Origin of the sequence: Pseudomonas sp. p99-361, from assembly GCF_003935475.1 — a bacterium.
GTDB classification, from domain to species: domain Bacteria; phylum Pseudomonadota; class Gammaproteobacteria; order Pseudomonadales; family Pseudomonadaceae; genus Aquipseudomonas; species Aquipseudomonas juntendi.
This window is the reverse complement of sequence record NZ_RHQO01000028.1, coordinates 17,975-33,413: the sequence shown is the minus strand read 5'-3', so window position 1 is coordinate 33,413 and position 15,439 is coordinate 17,975. Positions and strand designations below refer to the sequence as shown.

At 63.6% G+C, this 15,439-nt stretch carries 15 protein-coding genes; 6 read left to right on the top strand and 9 right to left on the bottom strand.

Annotation, left to right across the window (positions count from 1 at the left end):
* Window positions 1–51: 51 nt before the first annotated feature.
* The 5 genes from rng to mreB form a co-directional block, all read right to left on the bottom strand.
* On the bottom strand, window positions 52–1,509 hold the full coding sequence (rng, locus tag EGJ22_RS14215) for a ribonuclease G (RefSeq protein WP_009683058.1): 1,458 nt from the start codon (window positions 1,507–1,509) through the stop codon (window positions 52–54).
* A gap of 54 nt (window positions 1,510–1,563) precedes the next feature.
* Window positions 1,564–2,202: a nucleoside triphosphate pyrophosphatase gene (locus EGJ22_RS14210; protein ID WP_009683059.1), complete on the bottom strand. Its 639-nt coding sequence runs from the start codon at window positions 2,200–2,202 to the stop codon at window positions 1,564–1,566.
* 32 nt (window positions 2,203–2,234) lie between these two features.
* Window positions 2,235–2,723, bottom strand: coding sequence for a rod shape-determining protein MreD (mreD, locus tag EGJ22_RS14205; RefSeq protein ID WP_029885529.1), 489 nt, complete (start codon window positions 2,721–2,723; stop codon window positions 2,235–2,237).
* A complete protein-coding gene (gene mreC / locus EGJ22_RS14200) occupies window positions 2,723–3,748 on the bottom strand; it encodes a rod shape-determining protein MreC (RefSeq protein WP_154211449.1) in 1,026 nt (341 codons plus the stop codon). Before mreC ends, mreD begins: the two co-directional genes overlap by 1 nt.
* Window positions 3,749–3,943: 195 nt before the next feature.
* Window positions 3,944–4,981 (bottom strand): rod shape-determining protein MreB, encoded by a 1,038-nt coding sequence (gene mreB, locus EGJ22_RS14195; RefSeq protein ID WP_003255163.1) that lies wholly within the window; start codon window positions 4,979–4,981, stop codon window positions 3,944–3,946.
* Window positions 4,982–5,186: 205 nt separating this feature from the next.
* Between mreB and gatC the strand changes: the two genes are divergently transcribed.
* The 5 genes from gatC to EGJ22_RS14170 all read left to right on the top strand — a co-directional run bounded on the left by gatC (window position 5,187) and on the right by EGJ22_RS14170 (window position 9,987).
* Window positions 5,187–5,474, top strand: coding sequence for an Asp-tRNA(Asn)/Glu-tRNA(Gln) amidotransferase subunit GatC (gatC, locus tag EGJ22_RS14190; RefSeq protein WP_003255165.1), 288 nt, complete (start codon window positions 5,187–5,189; stop codon window positions 5,472–5,474).
* A gap of 15 nt (window positions 5,475–5,489) precedes the next feature.
* A complete protein-coding gene (gatA, locus tag EGJ22_RS14185; RefSeq protein ID WP_029885531.1) occupies window positions 5,490–6,941 on the top strand; it encodes an Asp-tRNA(Asn)/Glu-tRNA(Gln) amidotransferase subunit GatA in 1,452 nt (483 codons plus the stop codon).
* Between the two features lie 11 nt (window positions 6,942–6,952).
* Complete coding sequence (gatB, locus tag EGJ22_RS14180; protein WP_009685165.1) at window positions 6,953–8,398, top strand: Asp-tRNA(Asn)/Glu-tRNA(Gln) amidotransferase subunit GatB; 1,446 nt, start codon at window positions 6,953–6,955, stop codon at window positions 8,396–8,398.
* A gap of 110 nt (window positions 8,399–8,508) precedes the next feature.
* On the top strand, window positions 8,509–8,883 hold the full coding sequence (locus tag EGJ22_RS14175) for a septal ring lytic transglycosylase RlpA family protein (RefSeq protein WP_009685164.1): 375 nt from the start codon (window positions 8,509–8,511) through the stop codon (window positions 8,881–8,883).
* 60 nt (window positions 8,884–8,943) lie between these two features.
* Window positions 8,944–9,987 (top strand): calcium/sodium antiporter, encoded by a 1,044-nt coding sequence (locus EGJ22_RS14170; protein ID WP_029888090.1) that lies wholly within the window; start codon window positions 8,944–8,946, stop codon window positions 9,985–9,987.
* 77 nt (window positions 9,988–10,064) lie between these two features.
* On the opposite strand, the gene EGJ22_RS14165 is transcribed toward EGJ22_RS14170, so the two are convergent.
* The 4 genes from EGJ22_RS14165 to EGJ22_RS14150 all read right to left on the bottom strand — a co-directional run bounded on the left by EGJ22_RS14165 (window position 10,065) and on the right by EGJ22_RS14150 (window position 14,393).
* Window positions 10,065–11,426, bottom strand: coding sequence for an amino acid permease (locus EGJ22_RS14165; RefSeq protein WP_009685162.1), 1,362 nt, complete (start codon window positions 11,424–11,426; stop codon window positions 10,065–10,067).
* Window positions 11,427–11,482: 56 nt separating this feature from the next.
* Window positions 11,483–12,424, bottom strand: a complete 942-nt coding sequence (locus tag EGJ22_RS14160) for an AEC family transporter (protein ID WP_047150136.1) — start codon at window positions 12,422–12,424, stop codon at window positions 11,483–11,485.
* Window positions 12,425–12,576: 152 nt separating this feature from the next.
* Entirely contained in the window at window positions 12,577–13,137 is a 561-nt protein-coding gene (locus EGJ22_RS14155) for a response regulator transcription factor (protein WP_009685159.1), read from the bottom strand.
* Window positions 13,137–14,393, bottom strand: a complete 1,257-nt coding sequence (locus EGJ22_RS14150; RefSeq protein WP_009685158.1) for an ATP-binding protein — start codon at window positions 14,391–14,393, stop codon at window positions 13,137–13,139. The genes EGJ22_RS14155 and EGJ22_RS14150 overlap by 1 nt, the downstream gene beginning before the upstream one ends.
* Before the next feature lie 201 nt (window positions 14,394–14,594).
* Here EGJ22_RS14150 and EGJ22_RS14145 point away from each other — a divergent pair, with 201 nt between their 5' ends.
* A complete protein-coding gene (locus tag EGJ22_RS14145; RefSeq protein WP_009685157.1) occupies window positions 14,595–15,311 on the top strand; it encodes an SIMPL domain-containing protein in 717 nt (238 codons plus the stop codon).
* Window positions 15,312–15,439 lie beyond the last annotated feature (128 nt).

The window sequence follows — 15,439 nt, the reverse complement described above, 5'->3', positions numbered from 1 at the left end:
GTCGCACGGGTTTCGCCAGCGCGACGAGGCAGCGACGTGTTGCTGAGGGCCTCAGAGCAGCACCACGTCGTATTGTTCCTGCGAATACATCGACTCGACCTGGAAGCGAATGGTTCTACCGATGAAGGCTTCCAGTTCGGCAACGTTGCCCGACTCTTCGTCCAGCAGGCGGTCAACCACCTTCTGGTTGGCCAGCACACGGTAGCCTTCGGCCTGGTAAGCACGGGCCTCACGCAGAATCTCGCGGAAAATTTCGTAACAGATGGTCTCGGGGGTTTTCAGCTTGCCACGCCCCTGGCAAGCCAGGCAGGGCTCGCACAGCACCTGCTCCAGGCTTTCGCGCGTGCGCTTGCGGGTCATCTGCACCAGGCCCAGCTCGGTGATGCCGATGATGTTGGTCTTGGCATGGTCGCGTTCCAGCTGTTTTTCCAGGGTGCGCAGAACCTGGCGCTGGTGCTCTTCATCTTCCATGTCGATGAAGTCGATGATGATGATGCCGCCGATGTTGCGCAGGCGCAGCTGCCGGGCGATGGCGGTAGCGGCCTCGAGGTTGGTCTTGAAGATGGTTTCTTCAAGGTTGCGATGCCCAACGAAAGCCCCGGTGTTGACGTCGATGGTGGTCATCGCCTCGGCCGGGTCCACCACCAGATAGCCACCCGACTTGAGCGGCACCTTGCGCTCCAGCGCGCGCTGTATTTCGTCCTCGACGCCATAAAGATCGAAGATCGGCCGCTCGCCAGGGTAGTGCTCGAGGCGGTCGGCGATTTCCGGCATGAGTTCGCTCACGAACTGCATGGTTTTCTGGAAGGTTTCCCGCGAGTCGATGCGGATCTTCTCGATCTTCGGGTTGACCAGGTCACGCAGGGTTCGCAGGGCCAGGCCCAGGTCTTCGTAGATGACCGTCGGTGCACCGCAGGTCTTGATCTGGCTGCCGATTTGCTCCCACAGGCGGCGCAGGTAGCGGATGTCCTGCAGGATTTCCTCGGCCCGCGCGCCTTCGGCGGCAGTGCGCAGTATGAACCCGCCGGCATCCTTGATGTTCTCGCTCTCCATGCAGTTGCTGACCACCTGCTTGAGGCGCTCACGCTCGGCTTCATCTTCGATCTTCAGGGAAATGCCAACGTGGCTGCTGCGCGGCATGTACACCAGATAACGCGAAGGGATCGACAACTGCGTGGTCAGGCGCGCGCCTTTGGTGCCAATCGGGTCCTTGGTCACTTGTACCACCAGCGCCTGGCCCTCGTGCACCAGCGCCGTGATGTTCTCGACCGCCGAGCCTTCGCGCTGGGAAATTTCCGAAGCATGGATGAACGCCGCGCGTTCCAGGCCAATGTCGACGAAGGCGGCCTGCATGCCTGGCAGCACACGCACCACCTTGCCCTTGTAGATATTGCCGACGATGCCACGGCGCTGAGTGCGCTCGACGTGCACTTCCTGCAGCACCCCGTTTTCCACCACCGCCACGCGTGACTCCATCGGGGTGATGTTGATCAGGATCTCTTCACTCATGGCAGGCTCTCGTCAAAAGTTTCTTGTAATGATGGATGGCGAAGGCAGAGCTGGCTACCGCGGGTTTGTTACCTCTGTTGCAGGCACGAGCGGCTGCCAGCAGGCAATGCCGAACTGGCCCAGCAATTCTGCGGTTTCACACAGCGGCAAACCGACCACTGCCGAATAGCTGCCGGCCAGGCCGGTGACGAACACCGCACCCAGGCCCTGGATGGCATAACCGCCTGCCTTGTCCGCCGGCTCGCCGCTGGCCCAGTAACGTTGCGCTTCGTCGGCACTGATCGGGCGAAAATGCACGCTGCTGGTCACGCACAGGCTGCGCACGCGCAGGCCATCGGTCAAAGCGACGGCGGTCAGCACCTGGTGCTCGCGGCCAGCCAGATCAGCCAGCATGGCCAAGGCATCTTCGCGGCTTTGCGGTTTTCCCAGAATACGCCCCTCGAGCACCACTGCCGTGTCTGCACCAAGCACCACAGCACGGCGCTCGGGGGCCGTGGCGTTGTCGGGGTGGGCGAGGCAGGCCAGGCCGGCGGCAGCCTTGGCCCGGGCCAGACGCTCGACGTAAGCCTGGGCGCTTTCATCGGCCAGCGGGGTTTCGTCGATGGGGGCGCTGATGACGCTGAACGGCACGCCGATCTGGGTCAGCAATTCACGGCGGCGAGGCGAGCCGGAGGCCAGGTAAAGCGGGTTCATGCAGACATCTCCCTGTCAGCGGCGCATCGCCGTCAGTTGATACGCAAGCGGCGACGCAGGTCGCGCAGGGCGAAACTGATCCACGGCCAGAGCAAGGCGCTGATCACCGCCGACCAGACCAGTGCCAGGGTGGGCAGACGGTTGCCGGTCAGGGCGCTAAGCCACAGCTGGATCAGCTGGGCAATGCCGAAGATCACCAGAATGACCAGGCTTTGCTGCCACATGGGGAACATGCGCAGGCGCTGCTGCAAGGACAGCACCAGGAAGGTGATCAGGGTAAGGATCAGTGCGTTCTGCCCGAGCAAGGTGCCGTACAGCACATCCTCGGCCAGGCCCAGCACGAACGCTGTGGTCATGCCCACCTTGTGCGGCATGGCCAGGGTCCAGAACGAAACCAGCAAGGCCAGCCACATGGGCCGGAACACTTCCATGAACTGCGGCATGGGCGAGACGCTGAGCAGCAGGCCGATGGCGAAAGTCAGCCAGATCACCCAGCCGTTGTTGCGGCGCGATGCAGCCATCATTGTCTCCGGGTGTGGGCGGGGGCAGCCGGCGCTGCCGCCGGGGCAGCACTTGGGGCCGCAGGCTGCGCGGCCGGGGCCGTTGGCGTGGCCGGGCTGGCCGGCGCTGCAGGGGTACCCGTGGCCGGTGCGGCCTGCTCGCCGGTTGTGGCTGGCTGGCCGGCGGGCGCGGTGCCCTTGCGGTCGGCTTCTTCCTGGGCCATGGCAGCATCGGTGGCACGCTGCTCTGGGGTGCGCCGGTCACTGAACACCAACAGCATGTAGCGGCTGCGGTTGAGCGCGGCGGTGGGGATGGCACGCACGATAGCGAACGGCTGGCCGGAGTCGTGGATCACTTCATTGACGGTGGCCACCGGGTAGCCGGCCGGGAAGCGCTGGCCCATGCCGGAACTGACCAGCAGGTCGCCTTCCTTGATGTCGGCAGTATCGGCCACATGGCGCAATTCCAGGCGCTCGGGGTTACCGGTACCGCTGGCGATCGCGCGCAAGCCATTGCGGTTGACCTGCACCGGAATGCTGTGGGTGGTGTCGGTCAGCAGCAGCACCCGCGAGGTATAGGGCATCAACTCGACCACCTGCCCCATCAGGCCGCGGGCATCGAGCACCGGCTGGCCAAGGAACACGCCGTCACGCTCACCCTTGTTGATCAGGATACGGTGCGTGAAGGGGTTGGGGTCGACCCCGATCAGCTCGGCCACTTCGACCTTTTCGTTGACCAGCGCCGAGGAGTTGAGCAATTCGCGCAGGCGCACGTTCTGCTCGGTCAGGGCCGCCAGCTTCTGCAGGCGCCCCTGGAGCAGCAGGGCCTCGGTCTTGAGCTTCTCGTTTTCGGCAATCAGTTCGGTGCGGCTACCGAACTGGCCCGCCACGCCCTGCCAGGCACGCTGCGGCAAGTCGGTGATCCAGTACGACTCCATCAGCACCAGGCCCATCTGGCTGCGCACCGGTTTGAGCACGTCGAAGCGCGCGTCGACAACCATCAACGCGACTGACAGCACCACCAGAACGAGCAGGCGAACGCCCAGCGAAGGGCCCTTGGAGAAAAGCGGTTTAATGGGCCGTTCCTCGTGGACGACTCAGGAGGTCATTGGACATGGGACAACGCACCAGCCTGGTTGCGGGTTGACGGATACGGCGCCCGTGTGGGCGCCAGCCCAGCACATACAGGTAGCACTGTGCGTACTACCTGTAAACCGGGCGCTCATGAACCGCGAGCAGGATCACTCGCTGGAGAGCAGGTCCATCGCGTGCTTGTCCATCATCTCCAGGGCGCGACCACCGCCACGGGCGACACAGGTCAGCGGGTCTTCGGCGACGATCACCGGCAGGCCGGTTTCCTGGGCCAGCAGCTTGTCGAGGTCACGCAGCAGCGCACCACCACCGGTCAACACCAGGCCACGCTCGGCGATGTCGGAGGCCAGCTCGGGCGGCGATTGCTCGAGGGCGCTCTTCACTGCCTGAACGATGGTCGCCAGCGACTCCTGCAGCGCTTCGAGCACTTCGTTGGAGTTCAGGGTGAAGGCACGCGGCACGCCTTCGGCCAGGTTACGGCCACGCACGTCGACTTCGCGCACTTCGCCGCCCGGGTAGGCAGTGCCGATTTCCTGCTTGATGCGCTCGGCGGTGGACTCGCCGATCAGGCTGCCGTAGTTGCGGCGCACGTAGGTCACGATGGCTTCGTCGAAGCGGTCACCGCCAACACGCACGGACTCGGCGTAGACCACACCGTTGAGCGAGATCAGGGCGATTTCGGTGGTGCCGCCACCGATATCGACGACCATCGAACCGCGGGCCTCTTCTACCGGCAGGCCGGCGCCGATGGCGGCAGCCATTGGCTCTTCGATCAGGAACACTTCACGGGCACCGGCACCCAGGGCCGACTCGCGAATGGCGCGGCGCTCTACCTGGGTCGATTTGCACGGTACGCAGATCAGCACGCGCGGGCTTGGCTGCAGGAAGCTGTTCTCGTGAACCTTGTTGATGAAATATTGCAACATTTTTTCGCAAACGCTGAAGTCGGCGATCACGCCGTCCTTCATCGGACGAATGGCTGCAATGTTGCCAGGCGTACGGCCCAGCATGCGTTTGGCTTCGGTACCGACGGCGACGACGCTTTTCTGGTTGCCATGGGTACGGATGGCAACAACCGAGGGCTCATTCAGGACGATACCGCGCTCACGCACGTAAATAAGGGTGTTGGCAGTACCCAGGTCGATGGAAAGATCGCTGGAAAACATGCCACGCAGTTTCTTGAACATGGGAAAGTGACCCTGGGGAAAGCGTGGGTAAAAAAGTGCGGCAAACTCTAACAATGGCAGGGATTTTGGGCAAGGAGCCAATATGTTAAATTGGCTGTTTTTCCGAGCACGCCAGCAGAAATTCGCGGCTGTTAGACCGCCAAAAAGCTGACATGTTCCTCACTGCGGACCTAAATTCCGTTCTTTGTTTCCCTTGGAGATCCCCATGGCGCTTGAACGCTGCGACGTGGAAAAGATCGCCCATCTGGCCCGCCTGGGCCTGAATGATGGCGAACTGCCACGCATTACCGACGCCCTCAACAGCATTCTTGGGCTGGTCGACCAGATGCAAGCTGTCGACACCACTGGCATCGAGCCTCTGGCTCACCCGCTGGAGGCCAGCCAGCGCCTGCGTCCCGACCAGGTCACCGAAAGCAACCAGCGCGACGCCTACCAGGCCATCGCGCCATCGACCGAAAGCGGTCTGTACCTGGTTCCCAAAGTCATCGAGTAAGGGATAGAGCCTGCCATGCACCAATTGACCCTGGCCGAGATCGCCCGCGGACTCGCCGACAAGTCGTTTTCTTCCGAAGAGCTGACCGGCACGCTGCTGGCGCGCATCAAGCAGCTCGACCCACAGCTCAACAGCTTCATCAGCGTCACCGACGAGCTGGCCCTGGGCCAGGCGCGTGCCGCCGACGCCCGTCGCGCCGCTGGCGAGACCGGCGCGCTGTTGGGTGCGCCCATCGCCCACAAGGACCTGTTCTGCACCAACGGCGTGCGCACCAGCTGCGGCTCGAAGATGCTCGACAACTTCAAGGCGCCGTATGACGCCACCGTGGTCGCCAAGCTGGCCGAAGCCGGCATGGTCACCCTGGGCAAGACCAACATGGACGAGTTCGCCATGGGTTCGGCCAACGAATCCAGCCACTACGGCGCGGTGAAGAACCCGTGGAACCTGGAACACGTGCCAGGCGGCTCGTCCGGCGGTTCTGCCGCGGCCGTGGCGGCGCGCCTGCTGCCAGCCACCACCGGCACCGACACCGGCGGGTCGATCCGCCAGCCGGCGGCGCTGACCAACCTCACCGGCCTGAAACCGACGTACGGTCGTGTTTCGCGCTGGGGCATGATCGCCTACGCTTCCAGCCTCGACCAGGGTGGCCCACTGGCGCGCACCGCCGAAGACTGCGCCTTGCTGCTGCAAGGCATGGCCGGCTTCGACGCCAAGGACTCCACCAGCATCGAAGAGCCGGTGCCGGACTACAGCGCCAACCTCGGCGCCTCCTTGCAGGGCCTGCGCATCGGCCTGCCCAAGGAGTACTTCGGTGCAGGCCTGGACCCACGCATTGCCGACCTGGTGCAGGCCAGCGTCAAGGAGCTGGAAAAGCTCGGTGCCGTGGTCAAGGAAATCAGCCTGCCGAACATGCAGCACGCCATTGCCGCGTACTACGTGATCGCACCTGCCGAGGCCTCGTCCAACCTGTCGCGTTTCGACGGTGTGCGCTTCGGCTACCGCTGCGAGGCGCCCAAAGACCTGACCGACCTGTACAAGCGTTCGCGTGGCGAAGGTTTCGGCGTTGAAGTCCAGCGCCGCATCATGGTCGGCACCTACGCCCTGTCGGCCGGCTACTACGACGCGTACTACGTGAAGGCGCAACAGATCCGCCGCCTGATCAAGAACGACTTCATGGCCGCCTTCAACGAGGTTGACCTGATCCTTGGCCCGACCACGCCGAACCCGGCCTGGAAGCTGGGCGCCAAGAGCAGCGACCCGGTCGCCGCCTACCTCGAAGACATCTACACCATCACCGCCAACCTGGCAGGCCTGCCGGGCCTGTCGATGCCCGCGGGCTTCGTCGACGGCCTGCCGGTCGGCGTACAGCTGCTGGCGCCGTACTTCCAGGAAGGCCGGTTGCTCAACGTCGCGCACCGCTACCAGCAAGTGACCGACTGGCACACCCGTGCCCCCAACGGCTTCTGAGGAGTTCACACATGCAATGGGAAGTTGTGATCGGGCTGGAAATCCACACTCAGCTCGCCACCCAGTCGAAGATCTTCTCCGGCAGCGCTACCACCTTCGGCTCCGAGCCGAATACCCAGGCCAGCCTGGTTGACCTGGGCATGCCGGGCGTTTTGCCGGTGCTGAACCAGGAAGCCGTGCGCATGGCCTGCATGTTCGGCCTGGCCATCGATGCCGAGATCGGCAAGCGCAACGTGTTCGCGCGCAAGAACTACTTCTACCCGGACCTGCCCAAGGGCTACCAGATCAGCCAGATGGACCTGCCGATCGTCGGCAAGGGCCACTTGGACATCGCCCTGGAAGACGGCACCATCAAGCGCATCGGGGTCACCCGCGCGCACTTGGAAGAAGACGCAGGCAAAAGCCTGCACGAAGACTTCAGCGGCTCTACCGGCATTGACCTGAACCGCGCCGGCACACCGCTGCTGGAGATCGTGTCCGAGCCTGACATGCGCAGCGCCAAGGAGGCCGTGGCGTACGTCAAGGCGATCCACGCACTGGTGCGCTACCTGGGCATCTGCGACGGCAACATGGCCGAGGGCTCGCTGCGTTGCGACTGCAACGTGTCGATCCGCCCGAAAGGCCAGGCTGAATTCGGTACCCGCTGCGAGATCAAGAACGTCAACTCGTTCCGCTTCATCGAGCGTGCCATCAACAGCGAGATCCAGCGCCAGATCGACCTGATCGAGGATGGCGGCAAGGTGGTGCAGGAAACCCGCCTATACGACCCGAACAAAGATGAAACCCGTTCCATGCGCAGCAAAGAGGAAGCCAACGACTACCGTTACTTCCCCGACCCGGACCTGCTGCCGGTCGTGATCGAAGACAGCTACCTCGACAGCATCCGCGCTGCCCTGCCCGAGCTGCCGCCGCAGAAGGTCGAGCGCTTCCAGCGCCAGTACGGCCTGTCGGCCTACGATGCCAACGTGCTGGCCTCCAGCCGCGAACAGGCCGACTACTTCGAAGAAGTGGTGAAAATTGGCGGTGACGCCAAGCTGGCCGCCAACTGGGTCATGGTCGAACTGGGGAGCCTGCTGAACAAGTTGGGCGTGGAGATCGACCAGGCACCGGTCAGCGCTGCGCAACTGGGTGGCATGCTGCTGCGCATCCGCGATAACACCATCAGCGGCAAGATCGCCAAGACCGTGTTCGAAGCCATGGCTGGCGGTGAAGGCGATGCCGACAGCATCATCGAAAGCAAAGGCCTGAAGCAGGTCACCGACACCGGCGCAATCGAGAAGATGCTCGACGAAATGCTGGCCGCCAATGCCGAGCAGGTGGAACAGTACCGCGCGGCTGATGAAGCCAAGCGTGGCAAGATGTTCGGCTTCTTCGTCGGCCAGGCCATGAAAGCCTCCAAAGGCAAGGCCAACCCGGGGCAGGTGAACCAAATGCTCAAGGCCAAGCTCGAAGGGTGATTGTTTTGTCCCTGTAGTCCTGCGAGGGCTTCGCCCTCGTTCGCGGGCATGCCCGCTCCCACAGGTACAGCGCCGACCTGTGGGAGCGTCGCACTAGGAGAGCACCTGACTTGCTAAAACGATCCCTCGGCACCCTCGCCCTGTTTTCGTTCCTGGCCGGCTGCGCCAGCCATGACATCGACCCGCGCGGTTACGACCAGACCGGCACCGCTTCCTATTACGGCTCGCGCCACCACGGCAAACGCACCGCCAGCGGCGAACCGTTCAACCAGCACGGCTTTACCGCCGCCCACCGCAGCCTGCCGTTTGGCAGCCGCGTTCTGGTGACCAACATGGCCAACCAGCGCAGTGTGGTGGTACGCATCAACGACCGTGGCCCGCATACCCGCGGCCGGCTGATCGACCTGTCACGCGCCGCCGCCGAAAAAATCGGCATGCTGCGTAGCGGCACAGCGCGGGTGCGGGTACAAGGGCTTAGCGACTGACGCGACAGGAGTTCGACCATTTTCGACTTGGCCACCCTTCCCACTTTCAGCCTGCTGCAACTGGGCACAGCCCTGCTGTTGCTGGTAGGCGGCGCCGAACTGCTGGTGCGCGCAGCCCTGCGCCTGGCGCAGCGCCTGCACGTGCGCCCGCTGATCATCGGCCTGAGCCTGGTCGCCTTCGGCAGCACCGCACCACAGTTGACCGTCAGCCTGCAGGCGGCCTACCAGGGCGCGCCGGATGTAGCGGTCGGCAGCGTGGTCGGCAGCAATATCTTCAATGTGCTGGTAGTGCTCGGCCTGGCCGCATTGATTATCCCACTGCGGGTTTCGCGCCAGTTGGTACGCCTGGACATACCGCTGATGATCCTCGCCAGCGGCCTGGTCTACGCACTGTGCGCCAACGGCCAGCTGGGCCGGTTCGAAGGCGGGTTGCTGTTGCTGGGCCTGGCCGGCTACCTGGCCATGCTCTGGCACCAGTCGCGCCATTACGCACGCACCTACCCTGCCCCCGATGCCGCCCAGGCCAGCGCCGGGCGCTTCTGGCCAGCCACCGTGCTGCAGGTGCTGTTCGGCCTGGGCCTGTTGACCCTGGCAGGCCACTTGCTGCTTGAAGCCGCCGTCGAGGTGGCCACCGACCTGGGCCTGTCCGAGCGCGTCATAGGGCTGACCGTGGTCGCTGTGTGCACCTCCCTGCCGGAATTGGCCGCTGCCTTGATTGCGGCCCTGCGGGGCGAGCGGGAGATCGCCGTGGGCACGGTCATTGGCAGCAACCTGTTCAACCTGCTGGCGGTGCTGGGCCTGACCGCACTGGTGACCCCACAGCCGCTGTCGATTTCACCCAATGCACTGTCGTTCGACCTGCCCGTGATGCTCGGCGTTGCCGTACTGAGTATGCCGGTGTTCTATTCCGGCTACCGCATTACCCGCGCCGAAGGGCTGGTCTTCCTGTGCCTGTACCTGGCTTATGGCCTGCACGTCGCGGCCTTCACCATGGGGCTGCCGCTGGCCGGCCGCCTTGAGCGGCTGATGCTGTTCTACGTGCTGCCGGTACTGGCCCTGGTGCTGCTGTACACCACCGTGCGCGCCTGGCGACGGCAGCACTGAGGGGCATGGATAGGCGACGCGCCAGGGCCACCAGGCGGCGAAAGGCTGGCGGCCTGCCCCTCACGCACAAGCTCGACTCAGTACTTCGCCTGGCGAGCCTTCTTCAGCTTGAAGGCCACCCACAGCGCGGCAATCCATGCCGGTATCAGCATCACTGAAATGCGAATCGGCGGGGTCAGGTACATCACCACCAGGATCAACACGATGAATGCCAGGCACAGGTAGTTGGTCAGCGGGTGCCCCAGGCTCTTGTAGAACGGGGTGATGCCCGCGGCCAGCTTGGCTTTGCGGAACTTCAGGTGGGTGATGCTGATGCTCGCCCAGTTGATCACCAGCGCCGATACCGCCAGGGCCATCAACAAGCCAAAGGCCTCGCCCGGCATCAGGTAATTGATCACTACGCACAAGCCGGTGGCGAACGCCGATACCCCCAGTGCGGTCAGGGGCACGCCGCTGCGGCTGACCTTCAGCAACTGGCGCGGCGCATCGCCCTGGCTGGCCAGGCCGAACAGCATGCGGCTGTTGGCATACACGCAGCTGTTGTACACCGACAGCGCCGCGGTAAGCACCACAATGTTGAGAATGGTGGCCACAAGGTCGCTGTCCAGTTCGTGGAAGATCATCACGAACGGGCTACCGCCTTGCACCACCTTCTGCCACGGGTACAACGACAGCAGCACGGCCAGCGCGCCGATGTAGAAAATGAGGATACGGTACACCACCTGGTTGGTGGCCTTGGGAATGCTCTGGCGCGGGTTGTCGGCCTCGGCAGCGGTAATGCCCACCAGCTCCAGGCCGCCGAACGAGAACATGATCACCGCCAACGCCATCACCAGGCCGCTGACGCCATTGGGGAAGAACCCGCCGTACTGCCACAGGTTGGCTACGCTGGCATCGGCGCCGCCCTGCCCGCTGCTCAGCAACCAGGCACCGAAGCCGATCATGCTGACAATGGCCACCACCTTGACCAAGGCGAACCAGAACTCCATTTCGCCATAGACCTTTACCTGGGTAAGGTTGATCAGGTTGATCACCACGAAAAAGATCGCCGCAGTGGCCCAGGTCGGGAATTCCGGCCACCAGTACTGCACGTAGATACCCACAGCCGTGAGCTCGGCCATGCCGACCAGCACGTACACCACCCAGTAGTTCCAGCCCGAGACGAAACCGGCGAACTCGCTCCAGTACTGGTGGGCAAAATGGCTGAAGCTACCGGCAACCGGCTCTTCCACCACCATTTCACCCAACTGGCGCATGATCAGGAAGGCCATCAGGCCGGCGATGGCGTAACCCAGCAGTACCGATGGGCCAGCCAGCTGGATGGTCTGGGCGATGCCCAGGAACAGCCCGGTACCGATGGCCCCACCCAGCGCAATCAGCTGGATGTGGCGATTCTTCAGCCCGCGCTGTAACCGCTCGGGCGTGCTCTGGTCTTGCATGAAGTGTCCTTTAGCTCAGTGAGGCAGTGCTGTTGCTGTTGTTTGCAGTCGAGGATCTAGATCCATCCGCCCCACTGCAAGATGAAAATACCAATGTTGGTGGTGATTGCTGCCATCAACGTGGTGATCACGATGATCGACGCCGCCAATTGGTGGTTGCCGTTGGCCGCGCGCGCCATCACGTAGCTGGCGGCCGCCGTCGGGCTACCGATGTACAGGAACAGAATGCCCAGCTCCGCACCGCGAAAACCACACAGCCAGGCACCCAGAGTGCCGAGCAGCGGTAACCACACCATCTTCACCAGGCTGGCATCGATGGCCAGGCGGCCACTGTCGCGCAGTGCCGCCAGCGACAGGGTGCCGCCGATGCAGATCAGCGCCAGTGGCAGGGTCATCTGCGCCAGATAGTCGCCTGAAGTGAGCAACCAGTTGGGCAGCGGCACCTGGCCGTAGGCCATCGGGGTGGCGACCAATACGCTGATGATCAGCGGGTTGCTGAAAATGCTCTTGCAGATGCTCCAGGGGTCGGACTTGAGGTCCGGGCTGTACACCGCCAGCACCACCGCGGACAGCGAGTTGTACATGAGGATGACCACGCCGGCGAGTACCGCCCCCAGGGAAATACCATAGTCCCCGTACAGGCTGGCGGCCAAGGCCAGGCCAATGACGCCGTTGTTGCCGCGAAAGGCGCCTTGGGCATAGATACCGCGATCGGCCATGGGGCTGCGCCAGATAGCCATGCCCCAGGCAAGGGCGAAGCCGATCAGGGTCGCGACGATGAAGTACAGGATGACACCGGGCTGGACCGCCGTAGCCAGGTCAGCGTGGTAGATGCCCAGGAACAGCAGGGCCGGCATGCACACGTTGAACACCAGCTGCGAAGCGACCTGGTTGAAGTTGTCGTCGATCAGGCGAATGCGTTTGAGCAGCACGCCCATGAACAGCATGGCGAAAACCGGTGCCGTGATATTCAGCGTCTGGATGAGAAGGGCGAGCATGCGCTAGCGATCCTGGAGGGGTTGCCGTCAGGTGGCAATGATACGCCAACAGCCGGGATTTGCGGGGATCGCGGGGTGTTACAGATAAATTTCTGTCCACACCGGCCCTATCGCCAGCTTGCCAGCGATGGGGCCGGTACAGGCAATATGAATCAGCGCCGAACCGGACGCTTCTGCAGTTTGCGCTGCAAGGTCCGCCGGTGCATGCCCAGCGCCCGTGCGGTGGCCGAAATATTGCCATCGTGCTCGGTCAGCACACGCTGGATATGCTCCCACTGCAGGCGGTCGACCGACATCGGGTTTTCCGGCACCAACGCGTCCAGGTCGGTGTGCTCCGACAGCAACGCCGCCAGCACGTCGTCGGCATCAGCCGGTTTGCACAGGTAGTTGCAGGCGCCGCGCTTGACCGCCTCCACCGCTGTGGCAATGCTCGAATAACCGGTCAGGATCACCACGCGCATTTCCGGGTCCAGCTCCAGCAGCTTGGGCAGCAGCACCAGGCCGGAGTCGCCGTCCATCTTCAAGTCCAGCGTGGCGTAGTCCGGCAGGTCCTGCTGGGCCAGGATCAAGCCCTCTTCGGCGGAACCGGCAATGCTCACGCGGAACCCGCGACGGCTCATGGCGCGCGCCATGACCCGGGTGAAGGTGGCATCGTCATCCACCAGCAGCAGGTGCGGCAGCTCTTCGCTCTCGACCTGGTTTTCTTCGCTCATCATTCATCTCCTCGCTTGCCATAGGGCAGGCGCAGTTCGGTCAGGGTGCCACCCTGCTCATGACTATAAAGTTTTACCGAACCGCCCGCACGGGTCACGCTGGCCTTGCTCAAGAACAGGCCCAGGCCGAAACCTTTGCCCTTGGTGGTAATGAAGGGTTTGCCGATGGCTTCGGCAATGGCCGGCGGCACGCCAGGGCCATGGTCGCGGATGCTGATCACGATATCCTGAGCGTCCCAGTCAAGGCGCACTTCAAGGTCATCGGGGCAGGCATCGGCCGCATTGTTCAACAGGTTCAGCAGCGCCTGGGTCAGGTCCGGTGGCGGGGTCAGGCGCGGCACCTGGCCGTCACGCAGGCGCTGGAAGCGGTAGCTGCTTTCCGGGCGCATCAGGTGCCAGCGGTTCAGCGCTTCGTCCAGCCAGGCGGTGACATCCTGCTCGACCACCGCCAGGCGGCGGTTGGCTTCAGCGGCGCGTACCAGTTGCTGCAGGGTTTCCTTGCACAGCTTCACCTGGTCCTGAAGGATTTGCAGGTCTTCCTGCAACAGCGGGTCGGTGTGGTCCTGGCGCATTTCATTGATCAGCACACTCATGGTGGCCAGCGGCGTACCCAGCTCATGAGCGGCGCCGGCGGCCTGGGTGGCTACGGCCAGCAACTGCTCGTCGCGCAGGCTTTCTTCACGCCGCTCGGAGCGCAGTTGCTCCTGGCGCCGCAGCTCTTCAGCCATGCGTGCCGCGAAGAAGGTGATCACCGCCGCCGCCAGGGCAATACTCAGCCACATGCCGTACACCTGCATCTTGTCCCGCGCCATGGGCAGGCCTTCGAGCGGGTAGAACTGCACCAGCAGCAAGCTGTAGGCGGTCAGGGCGATACCGGACAGGATCAGCGAATACAGCCACGGCAGGGTCACTGCGGCAATGGCCAACGGTACCAGGTAGTAGGACACGAACGGGTTGGTCGAGCCGCCGGAGTAATACAGCAAGGCACTGTGGATCAACAGGTCACAGGCCAGCTGCAGGGCGTATTCCATTTCGGTGACGGGCACCGACAAGCGCAGGCGCAGGGCGGTGAAGGCACACAGCAGCGACGACAAGGCCAAGGTACCGGCCAGCGATAGCCAGGGTAAGGGCAGCAATTCGGTCCAGTAGGCGACACCGACCGAGCCGGCCTGGGCAGCCAGAACCAGCACACGAATGACGGTCAGGCGCCAGAGGTTCTGGCGGGTAGCGGACAACGGTTGTACGGCGGCGAGCATGAGCTCTCCTGATGAGTGCTCCAGAAAATCGGCTGGAGTATACCGAAGCCGGGCCCCCTGCTGCAGCGCTGCGGCAAAGCGCCACACTTTGTCACACTGTCATGATGGCACTGTTGAACCCACTACACTGATGCCGGTCTGATTGGCCATGCGTGGCATGGATGACCAGCGCCCACGCCTTTTATTGCCAAGGAGTACCACATGCACATTCCACGTCACGGCGCCGCCCTGATCATGTCTTGCGGCCTGCTCGCCAGCCTGCCGGCACTGGCGGCCGATGAACCGCGCTACAACCAGGTATCGCTGCGCGCCGAGGTCAGCAAGGAAGTGGCGCGCGACCTGATGGTCGTGACCTTGTATAGCGAAGCGCAGAACAGCGACCCCGGCAAGCTCGCCAAGCAGATCACAGAAACCATGAACAAGGCCGTGCAGCAGTCGCGCCAGGTCAAGGATGTGAAGATCAGCCAGGGCAGCCGCAACAGCTACCCCGTTTACGACAGCAAAGGCCAGAAGATCACCGGCTGGCGTGAGCGCGCCGAGCTGCGCCTGGAAAGCGCCGATTTCCCGGCCCTCTCGCAACTGACCGCCGACCTGCTGCAAGAGCTGAAAATGGGTGGCATGGACTTCTCCATCGCGCCGGCCACGCGCAAGTCCAGCGAAGACGAGCTGCTCAAGGATGCCGTGGATGCGTTCAAGGCCCGTGCACAACTGGCCACGCAAGCCTTGGGCGGCACAGGCTACAAAGTGGTCAGCCTGAACCTGAACAGCAGCGGCTACCCACGGCCGTACCTGCGCAGCGCCCCCATGGCCATGAAGGCCATGAGCGCAGATGAAGCGGCGCCGGCGCCCGACATCGAAGCCGGTACCAGCGAGGTGAGCATGAATGCTGATGGGTTGATTGAAGTGCAGATGCCTTAAGCAACTAGCGCCGGTCTCGGCGGCCTGGGGTCGCGACGGGCCGGGGGCGCTCCCCTGCTGTAGCAGTGTGCTGCACAGGGGGCCGCTGCGCGCGGCCCATCGCGACGCAAGGCCGCTCCTACAGGGGC

Bases quoted from the DNA above. Each gene is read 5' to 3' on its own strand.
- EGJ22_RS14155 (WP_009685159.1), bottom strand. From the start codon at position 13,137: ATGAGCGAAGAAAACCAGGTCGAGAGCGAAGAGCTGCCGCACCTGCTG.
- gatA (WP_029885531.1), top strand. From the start codon at position 5,490: ATGCACCAATTGACCCTGGCCGAGATCGCCCGCGGACTCGCCGACAAG.
- mreB (WP_003255163.1), bottom strand. From the start codon at position 4,981: ATGTTCAAGAAACTGCGTGGCATGTTTTCCAGCGATCTTTCCATCGAC.
- gatC (WP_003255165.1), top strand. From the start codon at position 5,187: ATGGCGCTTGAACGCTGCGACGTGGAAAAGATCGCCCATCTGGCCCGC.
- EGJ22_RS14160 (WP_047150136.1), bottom strand. From the start codon at position 12,424: ATGCTCGCCCTTCTCATCCAGACGCTGAATATCACGGCACCGGTTTTC.
- rng (WP_009683058.1), bottom strand. From the start codon at position 1,509: ATGAGTGAAGAGATCCTGATCAACATCACCCCGATGGAGTCACGCGTG.
- EGJ22_RS14150 (WP_009685158.1), bottom strand. From the start codon at position 14,393: ATGCTCGCCGCCGTACAACCGTTGTCCGCTACCCGCCAGAACCTCTGG.
- EGJ22_RS14210 (WP_009683059.1), bottom strand. From the start codon at position 2,202: ATGAACCCGCTTTACCTGGCCTCCGGCTCGCCTCGCCGCCGTGAATTG.
- mreD (WP_029885529.1), bottom strand. From the start codon at position 2,723: ATGGCTGCATCGCGCCGCAACAACGGCTGGGTGATCTGGCTGACTTTC.
- EGJ22_RS14165 (WP_009685162.1), bottom strand. From the start codon at position 11,426: ATGCAAGACCAGAGCACGCCCGAGCGGTTACAGCGCGGGCTGAAGAAT.
- EGJ22_RS14145 (WP_009685157.1), top strand. From the start codon at position 14,595: ATGCACATTCCACGTCACGGCGCCGCCCTGATCATGTCTTGCGGCCTG.
- gatB (WP_009685165.1), top strand. From the start codon at position 6,953: ATGCAATGGGAAGTTGTGATCGGGCTGGAAATCCACACTCAGCTCGCC.